A 25,350-nucleotide genomic window follows, 5' to 3' on the forward strand; every position below is an offset into this window, starting at 1 on the left:
TGGAAATTAAATAATTATTCGTGCATCGACGGCAACAATCTGGTCTCCGCTTGCTATCAGAGGGTTAAGGTCTATTTCTTTTATGTCTTGATATTTTTCAAACATCCGGGAAAAGGCAGATATTACTTGTGCAAATGCCTCCCGATTTACTGGTGGCATGTTGCGGTAACCTTCGAAAAGTTTAAAAGATTTTAATTCGCCCAATAAATCATAGGCTTCGTCGAAGCTTACGGGTGCTAAAAAGGAAACCACATCGCGTAACAGTTCCAAAAAAATACCTCCGCTTCCGGCATGTACCGAAAAACCCACACCATCGTGTCTTTTGGCACCCAGGTATAGTTCGGTACCCCGAATCATTTCCTGAACCACCATACCGGTCGATCCGGGTATGCGAAGGAGTTTTTCAAAACTTTCTTTGAGCTGTTGTTTATTGGTAATATTAAGGATTACCCCGTTTACTTCAGTTTTGTGTAAAATTCCCATCACCTTGGCAACCAATGGAAATTCCATTTTGCTGCATTTATCCAGGTCAGCTTCGCAATCTATCAATTCTGTTACAGTGAGAGGAATACCGGCCCATTTGAGGCATTCGAGGGTTTCTTCTTCTGATAATGCCCTTGAAGTGGTTTGTTTTTTAAGTTCTTTTGCCGGAGGGATGTAAAGATGAGCTGGATATATTTTTGGTGCATGAAGTACTTTATCGAAAGCTTCAGCGAAGACATATTCATCGATAAAGCAGGTTTTTCCTGTTTTCAGAAAATGAGTAATTTCTTCCTCTCCGCTTTGTACGGATGGTAACACCGAATAAACAGGTTTTTTTGCCCGATCAATGGCCGCAGATAATGCCGAATAGGTTTCAAACAAATCTTCCATACCTGTTTTTCCATAAATCACTATCAGCGCATCGATGTATGACAGCGAATCGAGTATTTCGATGGTAGCAGTTAGCTGTTCCTTATTGGCTGTTGCCAGTAGATCAACCGGATTGATGGCTGAGGCACCCCGATGCAGGATGGATAGTATTTTTTTCTGACTTTCTGAATCAATTTCAGGAACCTGAATTCCTGCTTTTTGAAGACGGTCGGTGATCAATACTGCCGGGCCACCGGCGTGGGTGATGATGGCAAGGTTATTACCATTTGGTTTTTTGTGCGAAAGTATACAGGCAGTATTAATAAGATCCTGGCGGCTGTAGCAAGGAATAGCGCCTGCTTTTTTTATTAAAAGTCCGAAGGCAGCACTGTCTCCGGCCAATGCACCTGTATGCGAAAGGGCTGCTCTTGCACCAGCCTCCGAATCGCCAGGTTTAGCGACTATTACATCACATCCTTTGCTGCGTAACGAATGGATGTGCTTATAAAAAAGTTCAGGTTTACGTATTTGTTCAACATATACCATTTTAAGGTTTGAACTGGTGAGAGGATCATACGCATGGTCCCAATAGGCCAGCACTTCTTCCACACCAATTACTGCTGAGTTTCCTACCGTAAATACATTGCCAAACTCAAGGCCCTGTTTTGGAGCGTTCTCAAATAAAAATACTGCCAGAGCTCCTGATGCCGATACAAAATCGACACCTCTGGGTTTTATAGCCGGAGGGGGCGAAACAAAAACAGCTTTATACTGGCTGTTCATCACGCCAATGCAATTAGGGCCAATAATGTCCAGCTGATGCTGTTGGGCCAGATTTTTTAATTCCTGCTCCAAAGCTTTTCCTTCGGCTCCCATTTCAGCAAAGCCAGCAGAAATAATAATAAAGGCTTTAGTGGCTTTATTTTCTGCCATTCCCTTTACTGTCTGCACACACGTAGCTGCAGGTATGGCCAATATGGCCAGATCAGTGGGAGGCAGTTCCTCGATACTCTGGTAGGCTTTTAAACCCTGAATAATAGTTTCATTTACATTCACAGGATACACCCGGCCTTTGTAACCACCTTGCACCAGATTATGCACAAGCCCGCCACCAGGTTTGCCGAGATTATTCGATGCTCCTACAATGGCTATACTCGAAGGATTTGTCAGCGCAGTATTTATCATCAGATGATTTTAAATGGCTACCTGCCAAATTAGAAAAGACAATACTTAAAAATGCTAACATTTATCAAGCAGGATAAAAATCATATGCTCAAGGTACTTTCTCAAAAAAATATAAAATTTTCCTTTCTGAATGGGTATCGTAATAATACAATGCTTGACCCAATGATTTGAGAAATATCTAAATTGGCTTTTTATGAATAACATAAAAGGAATTCCTAATTTTAATCCACGAAACAAACCAGAACTAAAACCTTATCAATTTGGAACTCATCGATTGTTGCAAAAACCTTCTATTGAGCAGGCGCTCAGTATACCCAAAAGATTTTATTCATGGAGCAAAGATCTCTGATGAAACCATCGAAGAGATGCTTGCGCTCGCCGTTTGGGCTCCAACCCATAAACTTACCCAACCCTGGCATTTTAAAGTATTTCGCAACGATGGGGTGAAGCAGTTTTTCGAAAAGCAGGCAGAAATTTACAAGGCCATCACACCTGCCGATAAAGTAAGCCAGGGAAAGCTGGATAAATATGCCGAAAAAGCAGGGCAGGTTTCACATGTAATTGCACTAATTGTAAAGCATGATAGTGGAAATAGGATTCCTGAAATTGAAGAAGTGGTAGCTACGGCTTGCGCTCTGCAGAACATTTATTTGTCTTTGCCGGCCTTTGGTATTTCGGGTTATCTGAGTACAGGAGATGTATGCTATACACCACAAATGGCAGATTACCTTCAACTCGAAGCAGGCGATAAATGCCTCGGTTTTTTCCAGCTTGGTGTGGCGAAAGATGGTATCAGCCAAACAAACCGGAAACGCACCGATTCAAAACTCAAAACGCAGTGGATTGGTAAAATTAAGGGTTAGTGTCTAAGGTTTTTCATCCTCTTCCTGAGTCTTTTGCTTCCTATCGGCATATCCAAAACGGTCGGAGATCATGCCAATAATTTCGTTGGCTGTCGATTCTATGGGTTTGTTGGTAACATTAATGGTTGTAAAGCCTCCTTTTTCGAAAATGAGTCCGGCATACCTTAGTTCTTCGCGTACATTATTCTGATCGATGTAATTGGCATTGCGAATGTCGCCCATTTGCAACAACCTTTTATGCCGGATCGAAATCAGGTGACTAAGGCCAATGCGTAATCCAAATACCCTTCGGGGATCCACTTCGAAGAGTTCATCGGGAGGTTTGATACCGTTTACTATTGGCACATTGGCTACTTTCCATCCAAACATCGACATGTACACACTTAAGGGTGTTTTTCCGCAGCGTGATACTCCGGTGAGGATAATTTCTGCCTGTTTCAGCCTTTGTGGATTCAGTCCATCGTCCTGGGTAAGTGTAAAATCAATTGCATCGACCCGGTCGAAATACTGGTAATTAATGCGTCGGTACAATCCCGGAACACTGATCGACTGCAAACCATGTTCTTCTTCGAGGTAATTGGCAAGCGGGCCCATAAAATCAATCTGTCGAACACCTTGCTTTTCACATTCATCAATAAGCATGCGGCGCAGGGTTGTGTTGACCATGGTATGCGTCAGCAAACCACCTTCGTTTTTTACCTGTTGCACCAGATCAATTATCTTTTCTTCAGTTTGAACGTTTGGAATAACCTTAACAGGTATTTTATTGTCGGGGTATTGTATGATGAGCGAATGCACCATGGCATGGCCGGCAATTCCTTTACCCCCGGATGCAACGTATATTGGTGCTATGTTTTGCTTGTTTTCCAATTCCATATCTTTTTGTATTTGCTCGAAAAGTTAGTATGAAATTAATTTAATTTGTGTGATAAACTCCATTTTTCCAAAAAAGGGGTTTGATTTTCATTCTTAAAACCTTGATTTTAGCTTCTTATTACATTTATATTAAATAATTGTTATATAATTATTTAACTAGAGGTAAGTGCTTTTTAGTATTGCTATAAAACCTTGTATTGAATTCATATTTTTTTTTTAATGGTGTGTTTTTTATCAACTTAGAGTTATAAAACCATCGGGAATGAAACATCCATGATAAATATGTTTAACACACATGAGTATGTTTATTGGCTTTGCCGGGCCCTTCGGGGTTCATGGATGTTCCATCTGACCATTAAAAAACAAATTATAAACAGATGAAAAGAATAGTCGGTTTCGTGGGTTCAGTTGTACTCATCTTTTTTCTTGCCCAATGCAAGCAGGGAACAACAACAATACAGTCGCAGAACAACCCGCCTACCTGGTCGGAAGATGCCATTTGGTACCAGATTCTGGTAGAACGTTTCAGAAATGGCGACACCAACAACGACCCCACAGCTGAGAGCCTGAGAGGCACTTATCCACACGAAGAAATCGCCTCCTGGGAATTAACCCCCTGGACCCAGCAATGGTATAAACCTGATCCCTGGTTTGGGAGTTTATCGGACAGCAGTTTTTACAATTGTGTTTCGGCCCGGCGCTATGGAGGCGATCTGGCTGGTGTAATTGAAAAACTCGGTTACATGGCCCAACTCGGTATCAACGCCATTTATTTTAACCCGCTTAACGATGCCCCCAGCCTTCATAAATACGATGCGGCAAGTTACCATCATATCGACCGTCATTTTGGCCCGGATCCAGTACTTGATGCCTCTATAATGAAAGCAGAAAATCCTGGCGACCATTCGACCTGGAAATGGACTACTGCCGACAGTATGTTCCTGCAGCTAATTGATGCCTGCCATCAGCGTGGCATTCGGGTGGTGATGGATTATTCCTGGAATCATACCGGGATGAATTTCTGGGCATTTCAAGATGTGATGGAAAAAGGAAAACAATCGGCTTATGCCGAATGGTACAAGATAGAAAGATTTGATGACCCGGCAACGAGCGAAAACGAATTTTTGTATGAAGGTTGGAGCCATGTGCGTGAACTTCCCGAGTTTAAGCGCACCATTACCAATGAGCCACCTAAATATGCAGTCGGATACCTCGAAGGTAATTTCAACTCCGAAAGTTTAAAACAGCATATTTTCGATGTATCAAAACGCTGGCTCGACCCGAACAACGATGGTGACCCTTCGGATGGTATCGATGGTTTTCGGCTTGATGTAGCCGGTGAAGTGCCTGTAGGCTTCTGGAGCGAATACAGAAAGGTGGTGAAAAGCATTAACCCCGAAGCTATTTTGATTGGTGAAATCTGGTGGGAACAATGGCCAGATCGTCTGCTCGACCCAGAACCCTGGTTGAATGATGCCTTCGATGCTGTAATGAATTACAGATGGTACAGAGCTGCCCGCGGTTTTTTTGGCCAGCAGGCCGATGCACTTTCTCCTTCTCAGTTTGTCAAACAACTCAATTTTCTAAACCAGGGTATTTCGGAGGCCAATCAGAAAGCGATGATGAATATGTCTTCCAGTCACGATTCACCGCGTCTGTCCACATCGCTATATAACCAGGGAAAGTATAAAGACAGAGTTAAACTAATTGATAATAAGGATTATAAAATCGACAAACCTGATTCGGCTACACTTCAAATACAAAAAATGCTTCTGACGCATCAGTTTACCTATGTCGGAGCTCCACAGGTTTGGGCAGGCGATGAGTCGGGGATGTGGGGCGAGGATGATCCCAGCAACCGGAAACCTCTGGTTTGGGAGGACCTTATTTATGAAGCCGAAAATATTCATCCCCTGCTGGGCAACACAGCAAAAAGTGATGCGGTGGAGGTGGATATGGAGCTTCGTGCTTTTTATTCGAGTCTGATGCGTTTGCGTGCAACACGACAGGAACTCAGAAGTGGGGATGTGATTTTTCTAATTGCCGATGACAACGCATTGCTGTTGGCTTATTCGCGAAAACTAAACGAACAGGAAACCCTATGCGTGTTCAACCTCTCTTTTCAAGAACAAATGATTGAAATACCGGTGCGCACAAGCATGGCCTATAAAAGTGTGTTTCAATCTGAAATGGTTTTTTCGGGGCATGCTGATAAACTTAAAATAACTGTACCTGCCCGCACTGCAATGGTTTTGGTGAATTAGTAAAGCATTATTCTGTATTTAAAAAAAGCAATGCTAAAGGTATTCAGGTCTGATTTATATTTCAACTCTGTAAGGTAGTTGTTGCATTGTTTATTAAGGTATTTTGAAAATAAAAAGTGCTACATTTGTGCCACAATAATTATTTTAATATGGACGAAGGCCCGTATCATAAGAAACGAAAGTATTAATCTCCCTGTAAGGCCGTGAATGCTCCTTACAGAACAAATTGTAAGGAGGCAAGTCTGTGATAAGAATCTTTAAAACGTTTGGCGGCTATGTCGAAATAGCTGCATTGGAAAAAGGATGCTGGATTAACGTTATTAATCCGTCTGGCGAAGAACTAAGAAGAATTTCTGAGGATTTTGGATTACCTGACGATTCCATCAACGATATATTAGATATGGATGAAAGGCCGCGGATAGAATTCGAGGACGATTGGACGCTGGTTATTTTACGGATTCCGATTGAAGTAAAAGATAATGGACTGCCTTTCGCTACTATACCACTTGGTATTTTTTTTACCGATGGTTTTACCCTTACCTTATGTTTACAGCATAATGAGGTTTTACCTATCGGGCAACCTCCGATATTAAGAGAACAGTATCGACATATTAGCGATAACATTAATTTTATTTTGCGTTTGTTTTTGCGTTCTGGTAGTTTGTATTTAAAATACCTCAAACAGATCAACCAGATGACTTCTGCAATTGAACAAGACCTTGAGAAATCGATTAAAAACAAGGAATTGAACAAACTGTTAAAGATGGAAAAATGCCTTGTTTATTTTATTACTTCCATTAAAGCCAATGAGATTGTGCTGGCAAGACTTCGAAATTCGAAGAAAATAGTTACCGAAATCAACGAAGATTTACTGGAAGATGCCATCATTGAAAACAAGCAGGCATTGGAAATGGCACAGATTTATTCCGATATTCAAAGTGGAATGATGGATGCTTTTGCTTCGGTAATTTCAAATAATCTAAACGTAGTGATGAAGCAGCTTACACTTATTTCTATCATATTAATGATTCCTACTTTAATTGCCAGTATTTTCGGCATGAATGTTCCTAATTTTATGGAATCGGCCCCATGGGCCTTGCCGTCTATTATAGCAGGTTCATTGCTGCTTTCGATAGGCGGGGTTCTATTGTTTCGGAAACGTCAATATTTTTAGGATTTTGGTTTGCTGGATTTTATTATTTCAAAGTTTCTTCTATTGATATAATTGTAGCCTGTCGGGCAATGAGTTTCCATCCATCGGGGCCTTGCTGCCACACATTTGTAAACCTCCTGGTGATTGTTTTGCCGGCATTATCGCTTGTGCTTTTCGGTTCAATGGTTTCTGCACCCATCACAATAGCAGTATTCCCGAAAACTGAAATTTTATCAATTTTCCGGTCGAACCTTGTATAATCTATCTTGCCGGTGCGTAACCGCTTCATGACCTCGTGATAGTCCACCAGCCTGTTTTCAGGATTATTTACCATTAAGCGTTCAGACATAATATTTGCAAGGCTCAGGGTATCGCCCTCCAGAATCGCTGTTCTTTCAAGTTCTTCGAGTTGCATAATGGTGAGTTCAGCTTCTTCCTGTGCAAGAAGGGTAATGGACATTAAAATCCAAAACATGCTGATGAAAACTACTTTAATATTTCGCATGGGTTCGCTATTTTTTTTTACCAGTAATTTAAATTCGAAAAGTTTAGGTTTCCGGGCTAAGAGCTGCCATTTTTTCAATTAGTTATACATCCATTCTGCGGCTTCGGCTGGCCTGTAAGGCTTGCTTTTGTAAAATGGCTACAATTCTGTTATTGAACCGCCTTAATCGTGAGTTCTCGAAATACCGGATTACTTTGTACAGGATATCGAAGTACAAGAGTGCAAACCATACCAGAGTGTTAAGCCAGATAAAGGCAATATTAAACCAGAAGGTATCGATGTATGTATTCCCGATTTGTTTCTTTGGAGCATAGAAGTGAGCCCTGCCGTTAGTGGAAAATGGCAGCGTAAAGATGGGGTCTTTATGTTTAATCACATGGTTATCGTACACAAAAAAGTGTTGAAGTTCTTTTTCATTCCGCACAATACGCGACAATTGAGCATTGGCATACAGGTTTTTAAAATTATTAAGGCCCACACTCGGGTCTATAGTGTTGTTTAGCTCCATGAATATCCGATCGTGCTGCTTCATGGCCGATCGGTATTCGTTATGGTAATGCTGCCACAGATTGTCGAGCAAACCATTGATTTCGTGATAAGTCAGTTCAGAAAAATTTTCGATGGTCAACTGGTTCTCCAGATTTTTAATGGTGTTCTGGTCCAGAATTTCGAGCTTGGCAATTTCGTTCCTGAGTAATGTAATATCTGCCTGAACCTGAGCATATTGTTGCCGGTTGTTAATATGAGTATTTACCGAGTCGAGATGGTCTTTTAAAAAAGGTACAAGGTACGCCTTGATAAAGAGGGAGGAGCTCATTTTCATCTCGCTGTCGAAAAAATACTTTTGAAATTTATTGTCGCGGTACTGACTTACCACAAGGGCTTCATATGCCCAGCGCGATGTCATGGCATCGCCCACAGCTGGGACATTTTTGAAAGATTGAATCTTAGGGTTCAGGTTGTTAAAATCTACGACTACGCCGCTAAAAAGCAATTGTGGCACCAAAATTAAGGGAACAAGAATATAAATGGTCACTACAGATTTAAAACCCGATGAGATATTCATGCCAACCATATTCGCCCAACAGGCTGCTGAGAACAAAACGGAAAAATAGCGCCAGTTCATATCCCTTATTTCGAGTACATAACTGCTTATCAGAACAAAAACCAAAGTTTGAAGAGCTGAAATTAGAAATAGCACCATCGTTTTAGAAAACAAATAACTCCACCGGCTAAGGTTCAGAAATCGCTCACGTTCCACTAGTTTTTTGTCGCGGTAAATTTCTTCTGCACTGATAATAAGCCCCAGAAACAGAGCCACAATAACAGACATGAATATAAAAGCAGGAATATTCTGGTTGAGCCCATACGAATATTCGGTTATCGTGCCAGCGTAATCGCGCGAACTTCGTGTGTATATGGTAAGCAAATAAGCCAGCACAGGAGCTTCGGCGAGTGTAATTAGAAGGTACTGCTGGTTTTTTAATTTTGCAAGCAGATCGCGTCTGAAATAGAGCTTAATCTGCTGCCAGCGTTTAGGAGTACTAAAATTTGTTTTCGGAGGTTTGTCGGGGTGCTCACGTTTGATGTTTCGTATAATGGGGTCGATACGATTCATATAAAGCTCGTACCATTCCTGGGGAGTTGTTTTCCGGTTGCGCGTCAGGCGGCCGTTCACATCAACCATACGACCCTCTACATTGCGCAGAATCTGTTCAGAGTTGATGTTACCACAGGTAAGGCATTCGCTGTTATCGGCATCGACATATTGGTTGGCATGTTTGAGGTAACTGATGGCATCGAGCGGGTTGCCGTACCAGATTACACGGCCTCCCTGGTCTACTACAAGAAGTTTATCGAGAAGTTTGAAAATATCGGACGAGGGTTGGTGTATGTTGGCAAACACCAGTTTGCCTTTAAAGGTTTGTCGTTTTAACAGGTTGATAACCTTTTCGGAATCCATCGACGATAGGCCCGAAGTAGGTTCGTCCACAAAGAGTACGGCAGGTTCGCGCAACAGCTCAATGGCAATGTTCAGGCGTTTTCGCTGGCCACCACTCAGAAAAGTATTCATCGAATCACCTACCCTGAGGTCGCGGGCTTCGACCAGGTCGAAGTCGACAAGGGCCTGTGAGATTATTTTGTTTATTTGCAGGGCAGGAGTGGTGCTAAAAGAGAATTTGGCAGCAAAATAGAGGTTTTCATACACCGTAAGCTCCTTAATCAGAAAGTCGTCCTGGGGAACATATCCAATAAGACCTCTAAGTTCTTCTGCATCTTTATGGATGTCGTAACCGTTAATTTTAATGGATCCGTGGTGTGGCTTAATTATACCAGCCAGAAGCTTTAGAAGAGTCGATTTGCCACTACCGCTTCCTCCAATGATGCCTATAAACCGACCCGATTCTTCGTTGAGGTTAAACCGTTTAATTCCATTTGGGCTGTTACCATACGAAAACTCTATTTCGTTGGCGGTAAAAACAAATTGGGTTTCTTCCGATTTTTTAATGAATTTACTGGCTACCCAAATATAATAGATAGCCCCAAATCTTTGGTTTTTAATTACCGATCCGGGCGCCCAAATGTATGATCGCCTGGCTTTAAGGTTGTGTCCGTTGAGTAAAAGTACTTCATCGCCTGTATATCTGAATACCAATGTGTTGGTGGAGGGTATCAGCATTACTACAATATGCCCCCGCATTTTGTCGATGTATAGGTGCTTTACCTTTTTATTTTTAGGGGGCGCTGCCGAATTTATAAACAACAAGTTTTCGGCATTGGAGATTCTGTCAAGGTCGTCGAATGTAAAATGCCTGGCATCGAGGTAGGCTTGCTCAGAAATATGCAGGTTTTTTGCAACTCTTTCTGTAAACTGAAACTGATATGCTGAATGTTGCCCTCCGCTGCTGATAAAATCCAACAGGTAGATAAGAATATAGGTTTTCTGGTCGCTTTCAAGTTCTTCGTTGAGCTGGTTACACAGCTCGGTAACAGCTTTGGTTTTGATAATTCCCTGTTCCATCAGCTCGTCTTCGCTGGCAAAGCTTAAGTCGGGGTGATATTCTTTCAGGTATTTATCAAAGGCGTAAAGATATTTTTCTACCAATGAAGCAGCAAATTGTCTCTGCAGGTATTCCTGCACCACATCGCGCTTTATGGTAGGTTCACCCTTTTCATTGACGTAAGCTACAAGCGCAAAAAGCCTCATTAGTGCCTGAAGAATCGACTCGTTCATGAATGGGTGTTTATTTTGTAGATCGAATTTAGGAATTTTTAAACTGCCTTCAAAGAAACTCTTCTTTTCTTCTTGTGGATGTTTATGTGGGTATCTCTATTGTAAAAAAAAGCAGGTGATTCTTTCAATCGAATCACCTGCCAGATGCTTTTTTTTCCTTCCTGAAAGGGAAACCTATTCTACCATTGTGGTACGAATGGTTTTTATGTTACTTGTAAGAGCAGTAAGTTGTTCCTGAGTTAGGCTACCATCGGTTTCGTCATAAAGGGCTTTTAGTTTGATGAGCGCCGATTGCAAAGTTTGAATGTATTGGTTGCTGGAAAAACGACCGTTTAATTCGATGAGCTTTTCAAGTGGTTTGCTCTGGTTGTAAATAATCTTTACCATCTCGGTATTGTTGTAGGTATCTTTTGAGATATGGGTTGCAACATACAAACCCTCGATGTAAAAGCCATTGGCCATTAGCACAGCAAGTGCCGGATCACTTTCAGCATAAAGAAATTTGTAGGTATCGTAAAAGACATCAGTAGTGATTTTTACAAGTGAATCGACATCGGCAGCTTTTTGGCGTGTTTCTTCGCTGGTAAGTGTTTTATAGTCGATTTTAATACCCAGGTCATCCATCAGAATTTTGAGCACTTTGGTATAATTGTCGATGTCGTCTTTTTTATCAAATACTGTAGCGTAAGAAAGGTCGGCTGCATAAACTCCAAGGTTCACTGCTTTTACATTGCTGCTGAAATACTTTTCGATGGAGGCTACCGGGTTAAGAATGGTTTTATTGTATTTGGCCCCTATGTTTTCGAGCATTTGGTATACTTCCATAGGCTCGGGCAAAGGGAACACCATTTCTTCAATGCCTTCTTTTACTTCCTGTTGGCTCAATTGCTCTTCTGTTTCAACAACCGATTGATCTTTACCAGATTGTTTACAGGAAAAAAGCAGGGTGGCCGCTAAACAAAATAATAGGGTGGTTTTAAGATGTTTTTTCATGATAAATAAGGTTATAACCATTTGTAATCGGCGCAAAGATACGATTTATTCTTATCGCTGCAGAAAGAGAAATTAAAAAATGCGAATATTTTGCCACTGCATATACATTCCGATGACAGATTCCAATTGCTTTTTTTGCCTCAAACCAAATTATCTACCGATTGCATTAGTCTATGTCTTTCACAGGTCGATTTTAATCTGTTCTCATACCGATTTTTAACTATTTTTGCAGCATGGGCACACGTTCGGAAACCGATTTTATTGGCACACTAGAAATTGACAATGATGCACTTTTTGGTATCCATTCTGTAAGAGCAAAAACCAATTTCCCGGATACAACCAGGTTTCATGCCGAGTGGTACCAGGCGTTGGCTACAGTAAAAAAGGCTTGTTACATCACAGCCGGCGATTTTTACACCAAAGCAAGTCAAAAGCTGAAGTTCGAAAACTCACCAATTAAACCAATCAATGCTGAGGTACTAGATAGTATGATTCTGGCTGCCAGTGAAATTGAAAAAGGAGAGCATTTCAATCACTTTATAGTGCCGGCAATCCAGGGTGGGGCAGGGACAAGCATCAACCTCAATATTAACGAAATAATTGCCAATAGGGCACTACAGATATTGGGAGCCAAACCCGGACAGTATTCCCTCATTGATCCAGTGGAGCATGCTAATATTTTTCAATCGACCAACGATGTCATTCCTACTTCGTTAAAACTTACACTGATAAAATTGCTCGCCGAACTGGAAAATTCTTTAAACCGATTAAGGCAGCAGGTGGAATTGATTGAACGTCAGGGGCAGCACCAGCTTCGAAAAGCCTATACTCAAATGCAAGAGGCGGTGCCATCGTCTTTTGGTCGCTTGTTCAGCACTTACAGCGAAGCTCTTTCGCGCGACTGGTGGCGGATTTCGCGATGCATCGAACGTATTAAGGTAGTAAATCTTGGCGGCAGCGCCATAGGTTCTGGAATTACCCTTCCGCGCTATTTTGTAATGGAGGTGGTGCATACCCTCCAGCATATAAGTCGTCAGCCTCTTACACGCAGCGAAAATCTATACGATGCCACCAGCAACCTCGACTCTGTGGTAGAAGTGCATGGTATTTTAAAGGCCTTGGCCGTAAATTTCGAAAAGATGGCATCAGACATCCGTTTGCTGGCTTCTGATCTGCATCAGCCTGCAGAGTTGTTAATTCCTCAGAAACAAGTAGGAAGTTCCATCATGCCGGGGAAGGTAAACCCTGTGATTCCGGAATTTGCCATCAGTGCTTCGCACCGGGTTTATGCCAACGATGTGCTTATCGGCACACTTTCTGCGCAGGGTTGCCTCGAGCTGAATGCTTACCTCCCGGCAATAGGCCATGCTGCCATCGAGAGCCTCAAATTACTAATTGCCACTGCCAACACCCTGAACCAGAATTTATTTATGGGATTAACAATACAAAGCAAGTCCGCCAGCGAAGACTTATACCGGAGTGCTTCAATTACAACAGCATTGGTGCCTTACCTGGGTTATAACAAAGCAGCCGAAATAGCTCAAAAAATGAAATTATCACAAAAGAGTATTTTTGATCTTAATCTCGAGCAGGCATTTATCGATTCAAAACAATTACAGGATATTCTTAGCCCCGAGAACCTTTTAAAGGAAGGATTTTCTATTCGGGATCTGGGCTTTTCTGACGAATAAAATACGATGACAAAAGGGAGGGACAACAAACCACATATTGGTATTTATGGGCGACGAAATAATGGCAAAAGTACGCTGATTAATCTGCTGGCCGGGCAGGATGTAGCCATTGTTTCTGAGGTGGCAGGCACTACTACTGATCCAGTAAAAAAATCGATTGAGATACAGGGAATTGGTCCCGTGGTACTTGTTGATACAGCAGGCATTGACGACCAGGGCGAGCTGGGAAGGATGCGAATATCGAAAACGCTTAAATCACTCGAGCACATCGATATGGCCATCTTGGTGATTTGTCAAAACCGGTTCGATTCGGTGGAGAAAAACCTCATCGACAAGTTTTTGCATTATAAGATACCTTATCTTGTGGTTCATAACAAATCTGATCTCGAGCAGCTACAAGCCAGCACCGCTGCTGAAATTCAGAAGTATACCGGAAATATGCCGCTTTCGCTGAGTACCCTTCAACCCGATGCGGAATTAATTCGCATGTTGTTCGAAGCGCTCAAGGCCAACACTCCGGCAACTGCCTGGCGAAAGCCTTCGCTCCTGGGCGATTTACTAAGTTATGGCGATATTGTTCTGCTCATTACTCCAATCGACATCGAAGCTCCCGAAGGAAGGCTCATTCTACCCCAGGTGCAGGCTATACGCGATATATTGGATAACGATTGCACGGCCATCGTAGTGAAAGAAAGGGAAGTGGATGCATTTTTACGCACCACGGGAATAAGACCTGCTCTGGTTGTAACCGATAGTCAGGTATTTCTGAAAGCCGATGCTTCCATACCCAAAGAGATACCCCTAACCAGTTTCAGCATATTGCTGGCCAGGCAAAAGGGCGATTTTTACAAGTATATCGAGGGAACCCCATTTATCGACAAGCTAAAAGACAACGACCGTGTGTTGATGCTGGAATCTTGCACCCACCACGTCTCGTGCGACGATATAGGCAGGGTGAAGATACCCAGGTGGATTAGCAATTTTACAGGAAAGAAAATTGAATTCGATGTGGTAGCCGGATTGGATGCCCTTTCCAGGCCTATTGAAGATTATGGGCTGGTGATACAATGCGGTGGTTGTATGATTACGCAGAAACAACTGCAAAACCGGTTAAAGTCGGCCATTGAACATCATATACCCGTAACCAACTATGGCATGGCCATTGCCTATGTGCAAGGTATTTTTAACCGGGCAGTGGCTCCCTTCCTGAAAGACAAGTATGGAAAGCTTGATTACCTTTAGTGGCAGCAGACTGCATAAAAGAATGTATTAATGCCATGTTTTCGTTATAGCATCCTGTTTATTTATCAGAAAAAGAAAAATTTAATTATCCTGAAGAAGGCTTAATCTGAGAGAAGTTTTATTTTAGCAGCCTATTAAAGTGAACATATAAATCTTTCAGCATGAACAGCTCCGCCAGGATACTGATGTTGGTAACCATATTTGCCGTTTCGTTCATCACCATCTATTATTTCATCAAAGTACTCTTTTCGAAATCGACAACAAAATCAGAGGGTGTTCAAACCTGGTCGCGCATTGGTCTTGTATTGGCTATGGCGGGAAATGCGGTAGGCTTTGGTAATTTTCTGCGCTTTCCGGTTCAGGCAGTACAAAACGGTGGTGGTGCCTTTATCATACCCTATCTTGCTTGTTTTTTGTTAATGGGCATACCCCTGTTGCTTGTCGAATGGTCAATTGGCAGGTATGGCGGACAATATGGCAATCATTCAACCCCTTTTATGCTAAACAGCCTGAGCCGACAACGTATATGGAAATACATAGGCGTGTTTGGTATTTTCAGTAACATCGGCATTGCAGCCTATTATTGTTTCATGGAGTCGTGGACACTTGCCTACATCTTTCATTCGGCCATTGGCACTTTTAAAGGTCTTTCGCAAGGGCAGGTAGAAATGGTTTTTAACGATTATATCAGCTTAAACAAAGCCACCCTTATACCCTACGAAGCCATAGTTTTTTATATTATTTGCTTGTTGCTCAATGTTTACATTCTCTCTCGTGGAATAAAGGGTATTGAAAAGGTGGCAAAAATTGGCATGCCCCTGCTGATAGGTTTTGGTGTAGTTTTGGCCATTAAAGCCGTTACTCTCAAAGCTGGACACAGTGGGGCAATACACAGCGGAACCACCGGTTTGAATTTTCTTTGGACTCCTTCCTACACTTCTATCTGGAACCCCAAGGTCTGGCTTGCAGCAGCGGGGCAGATTTTCTTCACACTTTCGGTGGGTATGGGTTCTATACAATGCTACTCTTCCTTTATCAACAAGCGCGACGACATTGCCCTTAACTCCATGTCGGCTGGCTGGATGAATGAATTTGTTGAGGTAGTTGTTGGTGCAGCTATCATCATTCCCATTTCGGTTGGATATTTTGGAATCGATAAAGTGAAAGAACTGGTTGGTTTGGGTGGTTTGGCCCTTGGCTTTAAAGTGATACCTTATTTGTTTAGCCAATGGGGGCCTATTTTATCGGTGGCAGCCGGGGTAATGTGGTTCATGCTTCTTTTTTTTGCGGGCATTACCTCTTCGCTGGCCATGGGCAAACCCTGTGTAAGTTTTATGGAAGACGAATTTAAGTGGAGCGAAAAGAAATCTGCTTGGAGCTTTGGCTTGTTAATACTTCTTTTAGGGCTTCCAACGGTATTTTTCTTCAATTATGGGGTGTTTGACCAATACGATTACTGGACAGGAACTGTATCGCTTTTTGTGTTTGCCATGATGGAGGTAATTCTATTCTCATGGGTTTTTGGCATGGAAAATGGCTGGGCCGAAATAAGGCGTGGTGCCGATATTAAAATTTCGATTGTTTTTAAATACCTGCTCAAGTATGTGACCCCGGTTATGCTTATAGGGGTTTTTCTGGCTGCGCTTGTCACCCCGGCACAGAACGACTGGTATGGTGCTTTTTCTTCGTTCCTCAGCGGAAATGGCTGGCCACTCGACAATGGTTCTATCATACGCCAGATTAACAACGCCGAGCTCAGACAGCAGCTGGCACAGGCGCAATTGCCTGCAGAACAGGAATTTTTGCACACCAAGCTGCAACTGATTGTAGGTGCAAAAGTTTTGTTGCTTGCTGTATTTATTGGTATTGCCGCACTGGTATTTATTGCAAGCCGCCGCCGTCGTCGCGAGGGAAGGATTTATTAAAATAGATGGCTGGAGTTGGAGACTTTATTTTCCGGGCAACAGAATGATAACCCTTGTGCCAGCATTTTCTTTGCTTTCGATGCTGATTTTCCCGCAGCTGATGGCAACAAATTCTTTACAGAGTATCAATCCAAGTCCTGTTCCCGGCTCACCTTCTGTGCCAATGGTTGAAACCGACTTATCTATTTGAAACAAGCCTTTGAGCTTCGATTCGGGTATACCTGTTCCATGGTCTTCGAACACAATTTTAACCTTTTCGTTCTCTTGCATAGCTTCTATGCGGATAGTGCCCTGACGGTGCGAAAATTTGATGGCATTCGAGAGCACATTCAAAAACACGGTATGCACCATGTTGTTATCGACAAACACTGTTAGTTCGGGACTAATGTCCGTTACAATAGCAAGTTCTTTACTTTGAATTTTACCTTCGAGCACCTGAATGCTCTGCCCGATAATATCAAAAACCTTCAGATGAATGGGGTTGGGTAAAATACGGTTGCTTTGAGTGCGCGACCAGGTAAGCAGGTTCTCGAGCAGATTATAGGTAGTCTCGGCCGATTGATAAATTCGTTGCGCATATTTGAGCCTTTTTGCTTCATCAAGTTGGTTGAACCGTCTGTAAAGCACTTCAGCCGAACCCAATATATAGTTAAAGGGTGTTTTCAAATCGTGCGATAAAATAGAAAAGAATTTATCTTTCGCCACGTTCGATTTTTCAAGTTCCTTATTGGTTTCTATTAGGGTATCGGTTTGTGCACGTAATTCTTCCGATTGTTCTTCAACTTTCTGCTGGCGTTCTTCGAGCTGGGCATTCATGTCGTTTAGTTGCATGGTGCGGGCCAATAATTGCTCATTTATCTCGTTGAGGGTAGTTTTTTGTTTCTGAAGGGTTTCGTTGGCCTCTATCAGTTCTTTGGTTTGTATCTGTAACAGTTTATTGCTTTTGTTGAGTTCAAAGGTGCGTTCCTGCACGGTTTGTTGCAGCATCAAACTAATGCTTTTTTCTTGCTTCAATCTGAAAAAGAACCATGCTCCGGTTGCTAATATGGTAAGAAGAATCACTAAGAGTTTAAATGCTACTGTTTTCCTGAATGGTGGAATTATTTTAATCTGCAGGGTTTTTTCCATTGGGTTCCAGACCTGGTCATAGTTAGAACCTCGTACTTTAAAGGTGTAGGTACCGGCATCGAGGTTGGTATAGGTTGCACGTCGTTGGTTAGAGCGCACCCTTATGTACTTGCGATCGAAACCCTCGAGCATATATTCATAAGCATTATTTTCGGGATAGGCATAGTGCAAGGCTGAGAATTCGATGCTAAACATATTCTCCTTCGGGCCAAGTCTGATTTGTTCGATATGATTCACCGATTTCGTAAGCAGCACCTTTCCATTGACTGTATCGCCTGCAAAAACTGATTGATTGAAAATTCTGAAATCGGTAAAAACAACCGGAGGAATGTAAGTGTTATTTTCAATGCTATCAGGGTGAAACTTACTATAACCCTCTGTACCACCAAAATACATATAACCCTTAGCGTCTTTATAAAATGCACCCCAATAAAATTGGTAACCCTGCAAACCCTGGTTTGGGCCATATTCTTTGAAGCTTATACTTTCTCTTTCGAACTTGGTGATACCATGGTGTGTGCTTAACCAAAGATTACCCGATTGGTCGGAAAGTATGCCATACACCACATTATTCGACAATCCGTTAGCGGTGGTATAGGTCCTTATCTCCTGGGCTGCATTGTTTTTAAAATGAAGCACAAACATTCCGCCGCCATAGGTACCACACATTATTTTATCCGGATAAATCTTTGGGTTGTAATGCAGGCTGATGATGCGGTTATCAGGCAACTGAATTCCCGAATCTGAATTCATTGTATATTGAATAATCTCAAATTCATCGTCGAAGATGCTTTGCCTGACATGTTTTCGCAACATGTAATTCAATCCTCCATAAGTTCCAACCCAAAAATTTCCTTCAATATCCTCTACTATGCTTCCACTTTGAATCCCATATGGGGTAATGGTGTTTTTTAGGGTATCGGAATACGAAAATCGCCGCACCTTACCGTTTTTCGGGTTGAATATATCGAGTCCCAGGTCTGTTCCTACCCAGATGTTGCCCTGCGAGTCTTCGAAAAGGTCGAGAATTATGTTGCTCTGAAAAATAAAGTCCCCTTTTTCGTTTTTATATATATTTTCGAAATGGCTTGACCCTTTGTTGAGCTTAAAAATTCCAAAGCCCCAGGTACCTACCCACATGTTTTTTTCGCTATCGTGTAAGAGTTTTGTAATGGATGTGTTTTTAAGATTAATTCCCTTATATTGACTTGTGTTGATGTTGTAGAATTTATTTTCATGGGGATTATAAATATCTATACCCCCATAAACCGTAGATACCCAAAGGTTACCATGGGCATCTTCCGAAAAACCTCTTATTACTTTTAGTGGAGAGTAATTTTGATTATTGCGACTACTCCGGAAGGTTTTTATTTGTTTAATTTGAGGATAAAAATAGTTGATACCTCCCGAACGGGTACTTATCCAGATTACCCCAGCCTTATCTTCATAAATATCTCTGGTATGGTTGTCGGTAAATCCACCGTAAATAGTCGTCCCTTAAAAAGTCACTTTTTACGCTAAAGGATATTTTGAGATCAAAATAATATCAAAAGTTCTTTGAAAAATTGTTTCAATATATTGGCATAAAATATTCTTTAGATCTGCTTTAATTCTTAAGAGCATTTTCTTCAGATTAAAAGCAGTTCCTGCCATTATTGTGTTGACTTTGTCACCTAATTCACCCTTAAGGTAGTTGCGGATCATACGATGATCATGTTTCAAGTGGCCTATTACGGGTTCTATTCCGGCTCTGCTTCTAAAACGTTTTCTGGCCTGTTGTTTCTGATATTTTGTGGCAGAAGAAGGTAAATGTTTTGGAGTATGTATTTGTGTGTCTGCAACATATTTCCTTCCCCGATAACCCCTGTCAACAATGGCTACTTTTGGGCTATAAGCAGCAACCCGTTGAATTTGTGCTAATTGTGGATCCAGGGTATCTCCATCGTAAATGTTTTCATTAAATGCCAGGGCTCCAACTATTATCCCACTCTTACGGGTTTTTACAATACTACTTTTATTTCCGAATTCGTAAGGTTTTGCTTCCTTTCCTTTTGCTATGCATTTTACATGAGGTTCATGGATGCTGTATATCTTGTTCTTTGTATCTCTTTGTTGTTGTAGTATTTGTTGAAATAGTTCGAGCCTTGGACCATAAAAATTAAGTTGATCATCAGTCATTTTTCTTTGCAAATCTCGTACAAGCCGACCGGCTATGGTTTTAATCTTCCTGGCGGCTGCCATGGCTTTCTTTTGCGTTTCGGATGAGTTCGAAAACGTTGATCTATCATTAATTGCTTAACTGTGCGTTTATAGGTTTGCCTAAGTGGTATGTCGGCAGTTTTAGCGATTGTATTGCACTTATCTATGATTTTCTTATGCAACTTGGTATCGGTCGGAAAGGTGATATTTTTTTCCTGTACAGTAGTATCAATCAGCACTTCTTTTTCTTTGGCTTCTTTGCCAAATATGTCAATGGATAACTTCAATAATCTTTCGGCTCCTTTTTCACCTATCCGCTTTCTGAAATGCACAAACTCACTGGGATCGAATGGTTTATCAGTCTGAAAATTAGTTTCTCCGGTAAAATATTGCCAATAAGGATTTTCAACCCATCTATCCACAATATTCTCATCACTAAGGTTATAGATGTACTTGAGAAGGACAAGCCCAATCATTCTTCGTAAAGGAACTGAGGGTCGTCCAAATTCCGTGTAATACCCTTTAAAATCATTCGTCACTGATTCCCAATCAATTCTGTCTGCCAAAACGCAGATTTCATGATCCAAATTAATAAACTGTTTCAACGGGGTTCTGAAGATGCTCAATTGAGGATGCCTTTCTGTTTTTGCCACCATTTTGCAAAGCTTTTCAGCAAATTATCAAATTTCTTGCAAATTATATCGCCTTTCTAGGGAAAATTATCAACATAACATGTTAATATACAATAACATAATGTCATTTTAAGGGGTGACTATTTAGTCGTCCCTTAAAAAGTCACTTTTTACGCTAAAGGATATTTTGAGATCAAAATAATATCAAAAGTTCTTTGAAAAATTGTTTCAATATATTGGCATAAAATATTCTTTAGATCTGCTTTAATTCTTAAGAGCATTTTCTTCAGATTAAAAGCAGTTCCTGCCATTATTGTGTTGACTTTGTCACCTAATTCACCCTTAAGGTAGTTGCGGATCATACGATGATCATGTTTCAAGTGGCCTATTACGGGTTCTATTCCGGCTCTGCTTCTAAAACGTTTTCTGGCCTGTTGTTTCTGATATTTTGTGGCAGAAGAAGGTAAATGTTTTGGAGTATGTATTTGTGTGTCTGCAACATATTTCCTTCCCCGATAACCCCTGTCAACAATGGCTACTTTTGGGCTATAAGCAGCAACCCGTTGAATTTGTGCTAATTGTGGATCCAGGGTATCTCCATCGTAAATGTTTTCATTAAATGCCAGGGCTCCAACTATTATCCCACTCTTACGGGTTTTTACAATACTACTTTTATTTCCGAATTCGTAAGGTTTTGCTTCCTTTCCTTTTGCTATGCATTTTACATGAGGTTCATGGATGCTGTATATCTTGTTCTTTGTATCTCTTTGTTGTTGTAGTATTTGTTGAAATAGTTCGAGCCTTGGACCATAAAAATTAAGTTGATCATCAGTCATTTTTCTTTGCAAATCTCGTACAAGCCGACCGGCTATGGTTTTAATCTTCCTGGCGGCTGCCATGGCTTTCTTTTTGCGTTTCGGATGAGTTCGAAAACGTTGATCTATCATTAATTGCTTAACTGTGCGTTTATAGGTTTGCCTAAGTGGTATGTCGGCAGTTTTAGCGATTGTATTGCACTTATCTATGATTTTCTTATGCAACTTGGTATCGGTCGGAAAGGTGATATTTTTTTCCTGTACAGTAGTATCAATCAGCACTTCTTTTTCTTTGGCTTCTTTGCCAAATATGTCAATGGATAACTTCAATAATCTTTCGGCTCCTTTTTCACCTATCCGCTTTCTGAAATGCACAAACTCACTGGGATCGAATGGTTTATCAGTCTGAAAATTAGTTTCTCCGGTAAAATATTGCCAATAAGGATTTTCAACCCATCTATCCACAATATTCTCATCACTAAGGTTATAGATGTACTTGAGAAGGACAAGCCCAATCATTCTTCGTAAAGGAACTGAGGGTCGTCCAAATTCCGTGTAATACCCTTTAAAATCATTCGTCACTGATTCCCAATCAATTCTGTCTGCCAAAACGCAGATTTCATGATCCAAATTAATAAACTGTTTCAACGGGGTTCTGAAGATGCTCAATTGAGGATGCCTTTCTGTTTTTGCCACCATTTTGCAAAGCTTTTCAGCAAATTATCAAATTTCTTGCAAATTATATCGCCTTTCTAGGGAAAATTATCAACATAACATGTTAATATACAATAACATAATGTCATTTTAAGGGGTGACTAAATAGGAACGAAACTAATTTGTTTGCGATTTTCTAATACCACCAGTCCACCAAAGGTGCCTGCCAAAAGTTCTCCCGATTTATTCTCATAAATTGCAAACGTTTCATCAGGAATCAAGGTTTTAAAGGTTTGATTGGCTGGTTCGAAATAGCATAATCCCTTGTTCGTGCCAACATAGATGATACCATTGAGAGATTCAAACACAGTGTGAACTGTATTGCCTGGAAGACTGCCGGGTTCTGAAGGCACATGGGTGTAGTGTGCAATTAGTTGGCCAGAAGCGTTTATTACCATAATACCTGCTTCCTCAGTTGTCAGCCAGATATTCTGATTTTTATCGATACACAGGTTAAGGATCCTGTTGTTGGGCAGGCTGTTTTTATTGTTGGGTTGGTGAAAAAAATGTTGAATTTTTTTGGTTTCAGGATTGTAGGATACAACGCCTTCCAGTTGGTTGCAGATCCATAGTGTGCCATCCGGAGCTTCTATAATTTGCCTTACTCTGGTGAGTGTTTTTTGCAGGGGCCCCTTCATGGCTATTGGGTGAGAAATAAACCGATCGAGCACAGGGTCATATTCAAAAAGTCCGCTGTTGTTGGTTCCAACCCACAAGCGACCCTTCGAATCGACAAATACCTCGTAAATAAAGTTGTCGCCAATGTCGTGTGCTCCTGTTCCACGATAAAAAACACGTGTCGAATAGCCGTCGAAACGTACTAAGCCATCGTCGGTGGCAAACCAGATAAACCCGCTACTATCCTGGGTTGTAGCGCAAGTAATGTTGCTTGGTAGCCCCTGAAGGTTTGTAATCTGTTTGAGGCTTACATCATCAAATGCAGATTGGTTATAGCCTTCCAAAAAGCATATAAGCAACATGCCCGTTGCAAAAAAACACCTCCATAAATTAGAAATTGGCATTTAAGAGTGAGTTTATCTCTTAAAGATAAAAAAAAAGTTGAACTTATTTCAGGCTTTATTCCGAAAGGTTTTTAAGCTTCAATTCAACAGTTTTCTGATTCTTTACAGCATGGCTAAGCATGGTTTTTACCAGAATTTTTTCATTCTCCTGTAGTTCTTTTTCATGGTCTATATGGTTCTCGTACCATGCGGCAAAGAATTTGTTTTCGCTTTGGATGCTTTTTTTCTGTTCTTTAAGGGCTTTAAGGTTTTGTTGCCTTATTTCGCTTTGCAACTCGTTGTGATTGGCCAGTTTCCTGGTAAAAACCATGGATTGTTTGTAAACCTTTATTAAGGTATCGATACAGGCGTTGTGAGTCTGAATAATTAGCTCGTCCTTAGGTGTTAGCTTATTTATTTTTGAATAAAGCGTTGCCTGTTCTTTTAAACTCTTTTCCATGAGGCCAGTGTGAGCATAATAATCGCGTGCTGTATTTTGCAAATCCGATTTGGCGGCTTTTTTGTCTCCGATAAAATCTTCGATGTGGGCATAAATTGTTTTAAGCGAATCGACATAATCGAATATCAGAGGTTCGTCTCCTGAAAGTACCATGTAGGTCAGTTTTACCACATTGAATTTAAACTCTTTATTGGATTTTGCAATGCTGTCGTCAATGCGGGCATCCAACTGTGCATAATTATCGAGAATAGAAAAAAGCGAATCCATTTTTAACCTTAAATGGTTTTGATCTGCTTGCAACAGGTTAATTTCTTTGTGGGCCGAAAATATTGCCAATGTATCTGCAAAGACGGGTACATTGCTGGTTTTTGTGCTGTCGAATGGTTTAAGTTTTCTTATTTCTGCCCTGCCAATATTTATCTGATAGGTATTCATTTTTTTTGTATACGACGATGCTTTTCCTACTATTGCCTTTTCGCCCGAATGTTGGCTTTTTTTGGCTTTGCTGGTTTTTGACTTGATGCGGTTCGTGAGTCTCTTCTGGTCCCTTTCCAATGTTTTAAGTTCGGTGTTTCTGGCACGGAAAACGGAGTCGCTTATAGTCCGGTGTTTTTCGGTCGCCTGCTTCATGATACCATAATCGCGGGAATAATTTTCAAATTGCCATTTGTTAGAGGCAGTGATTTCTCTCTCAATATCGTAGTTCAGTGAATTAAGGTAATAGGCATAAGCCTTGTTGAAGTGATTTAAAGGGTTTATTTCTGTAGCCTTTGTTCCATCCTCCATCATTAGTTGAAATTCGGTTTTACGTCTTATTTTTTCTATTTCCAAATTGTAATCGGGATAAGCCAGGGGTATTCGTAAACTATCTTCTACAAACTGGTTAAAGGCTATAGGTGCAGGGTTAAAAAGCCATTTCGGATCGATGGGGTAATGGGTTTTTACAAGCGAATCCAAGGGTATATTAAAATAAGAAAAATCGACATCAGGCACAAAATAAACCTTGTTGTTCGCGTAAGGCAATCGAATCATGTTATAGAGTACTTTCCTGAATGCCGGAGGGCGCTTTGCCAGCCCCCCGCTACCCCAGGTAGCATCGGTGTGTATCCAAACCGAGTCCGTTAAGCTTACGTTCCAGGCATGGTTCGACTTTATAAAAGGTTTCTGCTTATTGTAGTCAAAACCTTTGGTGTAACCGCTTATTACATATGTTTCAATGCCTACTGAGTTACACATGGCACTATAAAGGTTTGCATAATCGTCACACAAGCCCTTTCGGCTTTTTATTGTTTGTTGGGGAGAGTCATCGGGGTTTTCAGATTCGTATAAAGCTTTTACATCGTAGCGTATTTGGCCGGCAACCCAGTTGAAAATAGTTTTTGCCTGTTCAAACTGCGAATCGGCAGTATCGATTATTTGCAATGTATATTCTCTAATATCGGTTTGGCTTTGCAGCGTGGTAGTAGATGAAAGGCAGAATAAAAAAGACAACAGGACAATAAATTTGCCTCTTTGAATGCATTTGTAAAAATTGCAGTCCGTTACTTTCAAGTTCTGGAAATTATGAGAGAATGAATAGATTAAAATTACAAAACCCTTATAATCACACAAATATTG

At 41.1% G+C, this 25,350-nt stretch carries 17 protein-coding genes and 1 pseudogene; 6 read left to right on the top strand and 12 right to left on the bottom strand.

Features of this window, described 5'->3' with window-relative positions:
- Positions 1 to 6: 6 nt before the first annotated feature.
- Positions 7 to 2,037: an acetate--CoA ligase family protein gene (locus IPM71_12115; protein ID QQS50320.1), complete on the bottom strand. Its 2,031-nt coding sequence runs from the start codon at positions 2,035 to 2,037 to the stop codon at positions 7 to 9.
- 260 nt (positions 2,038 to 2,297) lie between these two features.
- Between IPM71_12115 and IPM71_12120 the strand changes: the two genes are divergently transcribed.
- A complete protein-coding gene (locus tag IPM71_12120) occupies positions 2,298 to 2,900 on the top strand; it encodes a nitroreductase (protein QQS50321.1) in 603 nt (200 codons plus the stop codon).
- Between the two features lie 3 nt (positions 2,901 to 2,903).
- Here IPM71_12120 and IPM71_12125 read toward each other — a convergent pair whose 3' ends face one another.
- A complete protein-coding gene (locus IPM71_12125) occupies positions 2,904 to 3,776 on the bottom strand; it encodes a kinase/pyrophosphorylase (protein QQS50322.1) in 873 nt (290 codons plus the stop codon).
- 377 nt (positions 3,777 to 4,153) lie between these two features.
- On the opposite strand from IPM71_12125, the gene IPM71_12130 reads away from it, so the two are divergent.
- Positions 4,154 to 6,040, top strand: a complete 1,887-nt coding sequence (locus tag IPM71_12130; GenBank protein ID QQS50323.1) for a glycoside hydrolase family 13 protein — start codon at positions 4,154 to 4,156, stop codon at positions 6,038 to 6,040.
- 244 nt (positions 6,041 to 6,284) lie between these two features.
- A complete protein-coding gene (locus tag IPM71_12135; protein QQS50324.1) occupies positions 6,285 to 7,214 on the top strand; it encodes a magnesium transporter CorA family protein in 930 nt (309 codons plus the stop codon).
- A gap of 22 nt (positions 7,215 to 7,236) precedes the next feature.
- On the opposite strand, the gene IPM71_12140 is transcribed toward IPM71_12135, so the two are convergent.
- From IPM71_12140 to IPM71_12150, 3 genes are all read right to left on the bottom strand, one after another.
- The gene (locus IPM71_12140) at positions 7,237 to 7,698 is read right to left on the bottom strand and encodes a nuclear transport factor 2 family protein (protein QQS50325.1); all 462 of its coding nucleotides are present in this window, start codon (positions 7,696 to 7,698) and stop codon (positions 7,237 to 7,239) included.
- An 82-nt stretch (positions 7,699 to 7,780) separates the two neighbouring features.
- The gene (locus tag IPM71_12145; GenBank protein ID QQS50326.1) at positions 7,781 to 10,933 is read right to left on the bottom strand and encodes an ATP-binding cassette domain-containing protein; all 3,153 of its coding nucleotides are present in this window, start codon (positions 10,931 to 10,933) and stop codon (positions 7,781 to 7,783) included.
- A 174-nt stretch (positions 10,934 to 11,107) separates the two neighbouring features.
- On the bottom strand, positions 11,108 to 11,926 hold the full coding sequence (locus IPM71_12150; protein QQS50327.1) for a hypothetical protein: 819 nt from the start codon (positions 11,924 to 11,926) through the stop codon (positions 11,108 to 11,110).
- Positions 11,927 to 12,159: 233 nt separating this feature from the next.
- Here IPM71_12150 and IPM71_12155 point away from each other — a divergent pair, with 233 nt between their 5' ends.
- The 3 genes from IPM71_12155 to IPM71_12165 all read left to right on the top strand — a co-directional run bounded on the left by IPM71_12155 (position 12,160) and on the right by IPM71_12165 (position 16,784).
- On the top strand, positions 12,160 to 13,617 hold the full coding sequence (locus IPM71_12155) for an aspartate ammonia-lyase (GenBank protein QQS50328.1): 1,458 nt from the start codon (positions 12,160 to 12,162) through the stop codon (positions 13,615 to 13,617).
- Between the two features lie 6 nt (positions 13,618 to 13,623).
- Entirely contained in the window at positions 13,624 to 14,859 is a 1,236-nt protein-coding gene (gene hydF / locus IPM71_12160; GenBank protein QQS50329.1) for a [FeFe] hydrogenase H-cluster maturation GTPase HydF, read from the top strand.
- 185 nt (positions 14,860 to 15,044) lie between these two features.
- Entirely contained in the window at positions 15,045 to 16,784 is a 1,740-nt protein-coding gene (locus tag IPM71_12165; protein QQS52836.1) for a sodium-dependent transporter, read from the top strand.
- A 24-nt stretch (positions 16,785 to 16,808) separates the two neighbouring features.
- Here IPM71_12165 and IPM71_12170 read toward each other — a convergent pair whose 3' ends face one another.
- From IPM71_12170 to IPM71_12200, 7 genes and pseudogenes are all read right to left on the bottom strand, one after another.
- Positions 16,809 to 19,052: a hypothetical protein gene (locus tag IPM71_12170; protein ID QQS50330.1), complete on the bottom strand. Its 2,244-nt coding sequence runs from the start codon at positions 19,050 to 19,052 to the stop codon at positions 16,809 to 16,811.
- Positions 19,032 to 19,400: pseudogene (locus IPM71_12175) on the bottom strand (hypothetical protein). The gene IPM71_12170 and the pseudogene IPM71_12175 overlap by 21 nt, the downstream one beginning before the upstream one ends.
- Positions 19,401 to 19,424: 24 nt before the next feature.
- Entirely contained in the window at positions 19,425 to 20,153 is a 729-nt protein-coding gene (locus IPM71_12180) for a transposase (GenBank protein ID QQS50331.1), read from the bottom strand.
- Entirely contained in the window at positions 20,123 to 20,767 is a 645-nt protein-coding gene (locus tag IPM71_12185; protein QQS50332.1) for a transposase, read from the bottom strand. The genes IPM71_12180 and IPM71_12185 overlap by 31 nt, the downstream gene beginning before the upstream one ends.
- A 146-nt stretch (positions 20,768 to 20,913) precedes the next feature.
- Positions 20,914 to 22,257 carry an IS5 family transposase gene (locus tag IPM71_12190; protein ID QQS50333.1) on the bottom strand — a complete coding sequence of 448 codons (1,344 nt, stop codon included), beginning with the start codon at positions 22,255 to 22,257 and terminating at the stop codon, positions 20,914 to 20,916.
- A 116-nt stretch (positions 22,258 to 22,373) separates the two neighbouring features.
- Positions 22,374 to 23,294, bottom strand: a complete 921-nt coding sequence (locus tag IPM71_12195; protein ID QQS50334.1) for a hypothetical protein — start codon at positions 23,292 to 23,294, stop codon at positions 22,374 to 22,376.
- A 55-nt stretch (positions 23,295 to 23,349) separates the two neighbouring features.
- Positions 23,350 to 25,224, bottom strand: coding sequence for a hypothetical protein (locus tag IPM71_12200; protein QQS50335.1), 1,875 nt, complete (start codon positions 25,222 to 25,224; stop codon positions 23,350 to 23,352).
- Positions 25,225 to 25,350: the final 126 nt, after the last annotated feature.

The sequence above is a fragment of the Bacteroidota bacterium genome (assembly GCA_016699695.1).
Lineage (GTDB): Bacteria > Bacteroidota > Bacteroidia > Bacteroidales > UBA10428 > UBA10428.

What these genes read in the sequence shown, in the direction of transcription:
- IPM71_12115 (QQS50320.1), bottom strand. Translation starts at nt 2,037, where the DNA reads ATGATAAATACTGCGCTGACAAATCCTTCGAGTATAGCCATTGTAGGA.
- IPM71_12125 (QQS50322.1), bottom strand. Translation starts at nt 3,776, where the DNA reads ATGGAATTGGAAAACAAGCAAAACATAGCACCAATATACGTTGCATCC.
- IPM71_12130 (QQS50323.1), top strand. Translation starts at nt 4,154, where the DNA reads ATGAAAAGAATAGTCGGTTTCGTGGGTTCAGTTGTACTCATCTTTTTT.
- IPM71_12140 (QQS50325.1), bottom strand. Translation starts at nt 7,698, where the DNA reads ATGCGAAATATTAAAGTAGTTTTCATCAGCATGTTTTGGATTTTAATG.
- IPM71_12145 (QQS50326.1), bottom strand. Translation starts at nt 10,933, where the DNA reads ATGAACGAGTCGATTCTTCAGGCACTAATGAGGCTTTTTGCGCTTGTA.
- IPM71_12150 (QQS50327.1), bottom strand. Translation starts at nt 11,926, where the DNA reads ATGAAAAAACATCTTAAAACCACCCTATTATTTTGTTTAGCGGCCACC.
- IPM71_12155 (QQS50328.1), top strand. Translation starts at nt 12,160, where the DNA reads ATGGGCACACGTTCGGAAACCGATTTTATTGGCACACTAGAAATTGAC.
- hydF (QQS50329.1), top strand. Translation starts at nt 13,624, where the DNA reads ATGACAAAAGGGAGGGACAACAAACCACATATTGGTATTTATGGGCGA.
- IPM71_12165 (QQS52836.1), top strand. Translation starts at nt 15,045, where the DNA reads ATGTTGGTAACCATATTTGCCGTTTCGTTCATCACCATCTATTATTTC.
- IPM71_12170 (QQS50330.1), bottom strand. Translation starts at nt 19,052, where the DNA reads ATGTGGGTAGGTACCTGGGGCTTTGGAATTTTTAAGCTCAACAAAGGG.
- IPM71_12180 (QQS50331.1), bottom strand. Translation starts at nt 20,153, where the DNA reads ATGGCAGCCGCCAGGAAGATTAAAACCATAGCCGGTCGGCTTGTACGA.
- IPM71_12185 (QQS50332.1), bottom strand. Translation starts at nt 20,767, where the DNA reads ATGGTGGCAAAAACAGAAAGGCATCCTCAATTGAGCATCTTCAGAACC.
- IPM71_12190 (QQS50333.1), bottom strand. Translation starts at nt 22,257, where the DNA reads ATGGTGGCAAAAACAGAAAGGCATCCTCAATTGAGCATCTTCAGAACC.
- IPM71_12195 (QQS50334.1), bottom strand. Translation starts at nt 23,294, where the DNA reads ATGCCAATTTCTAATTTATGGAGGTGTTTTTTTGCAACGGGCATGTTG.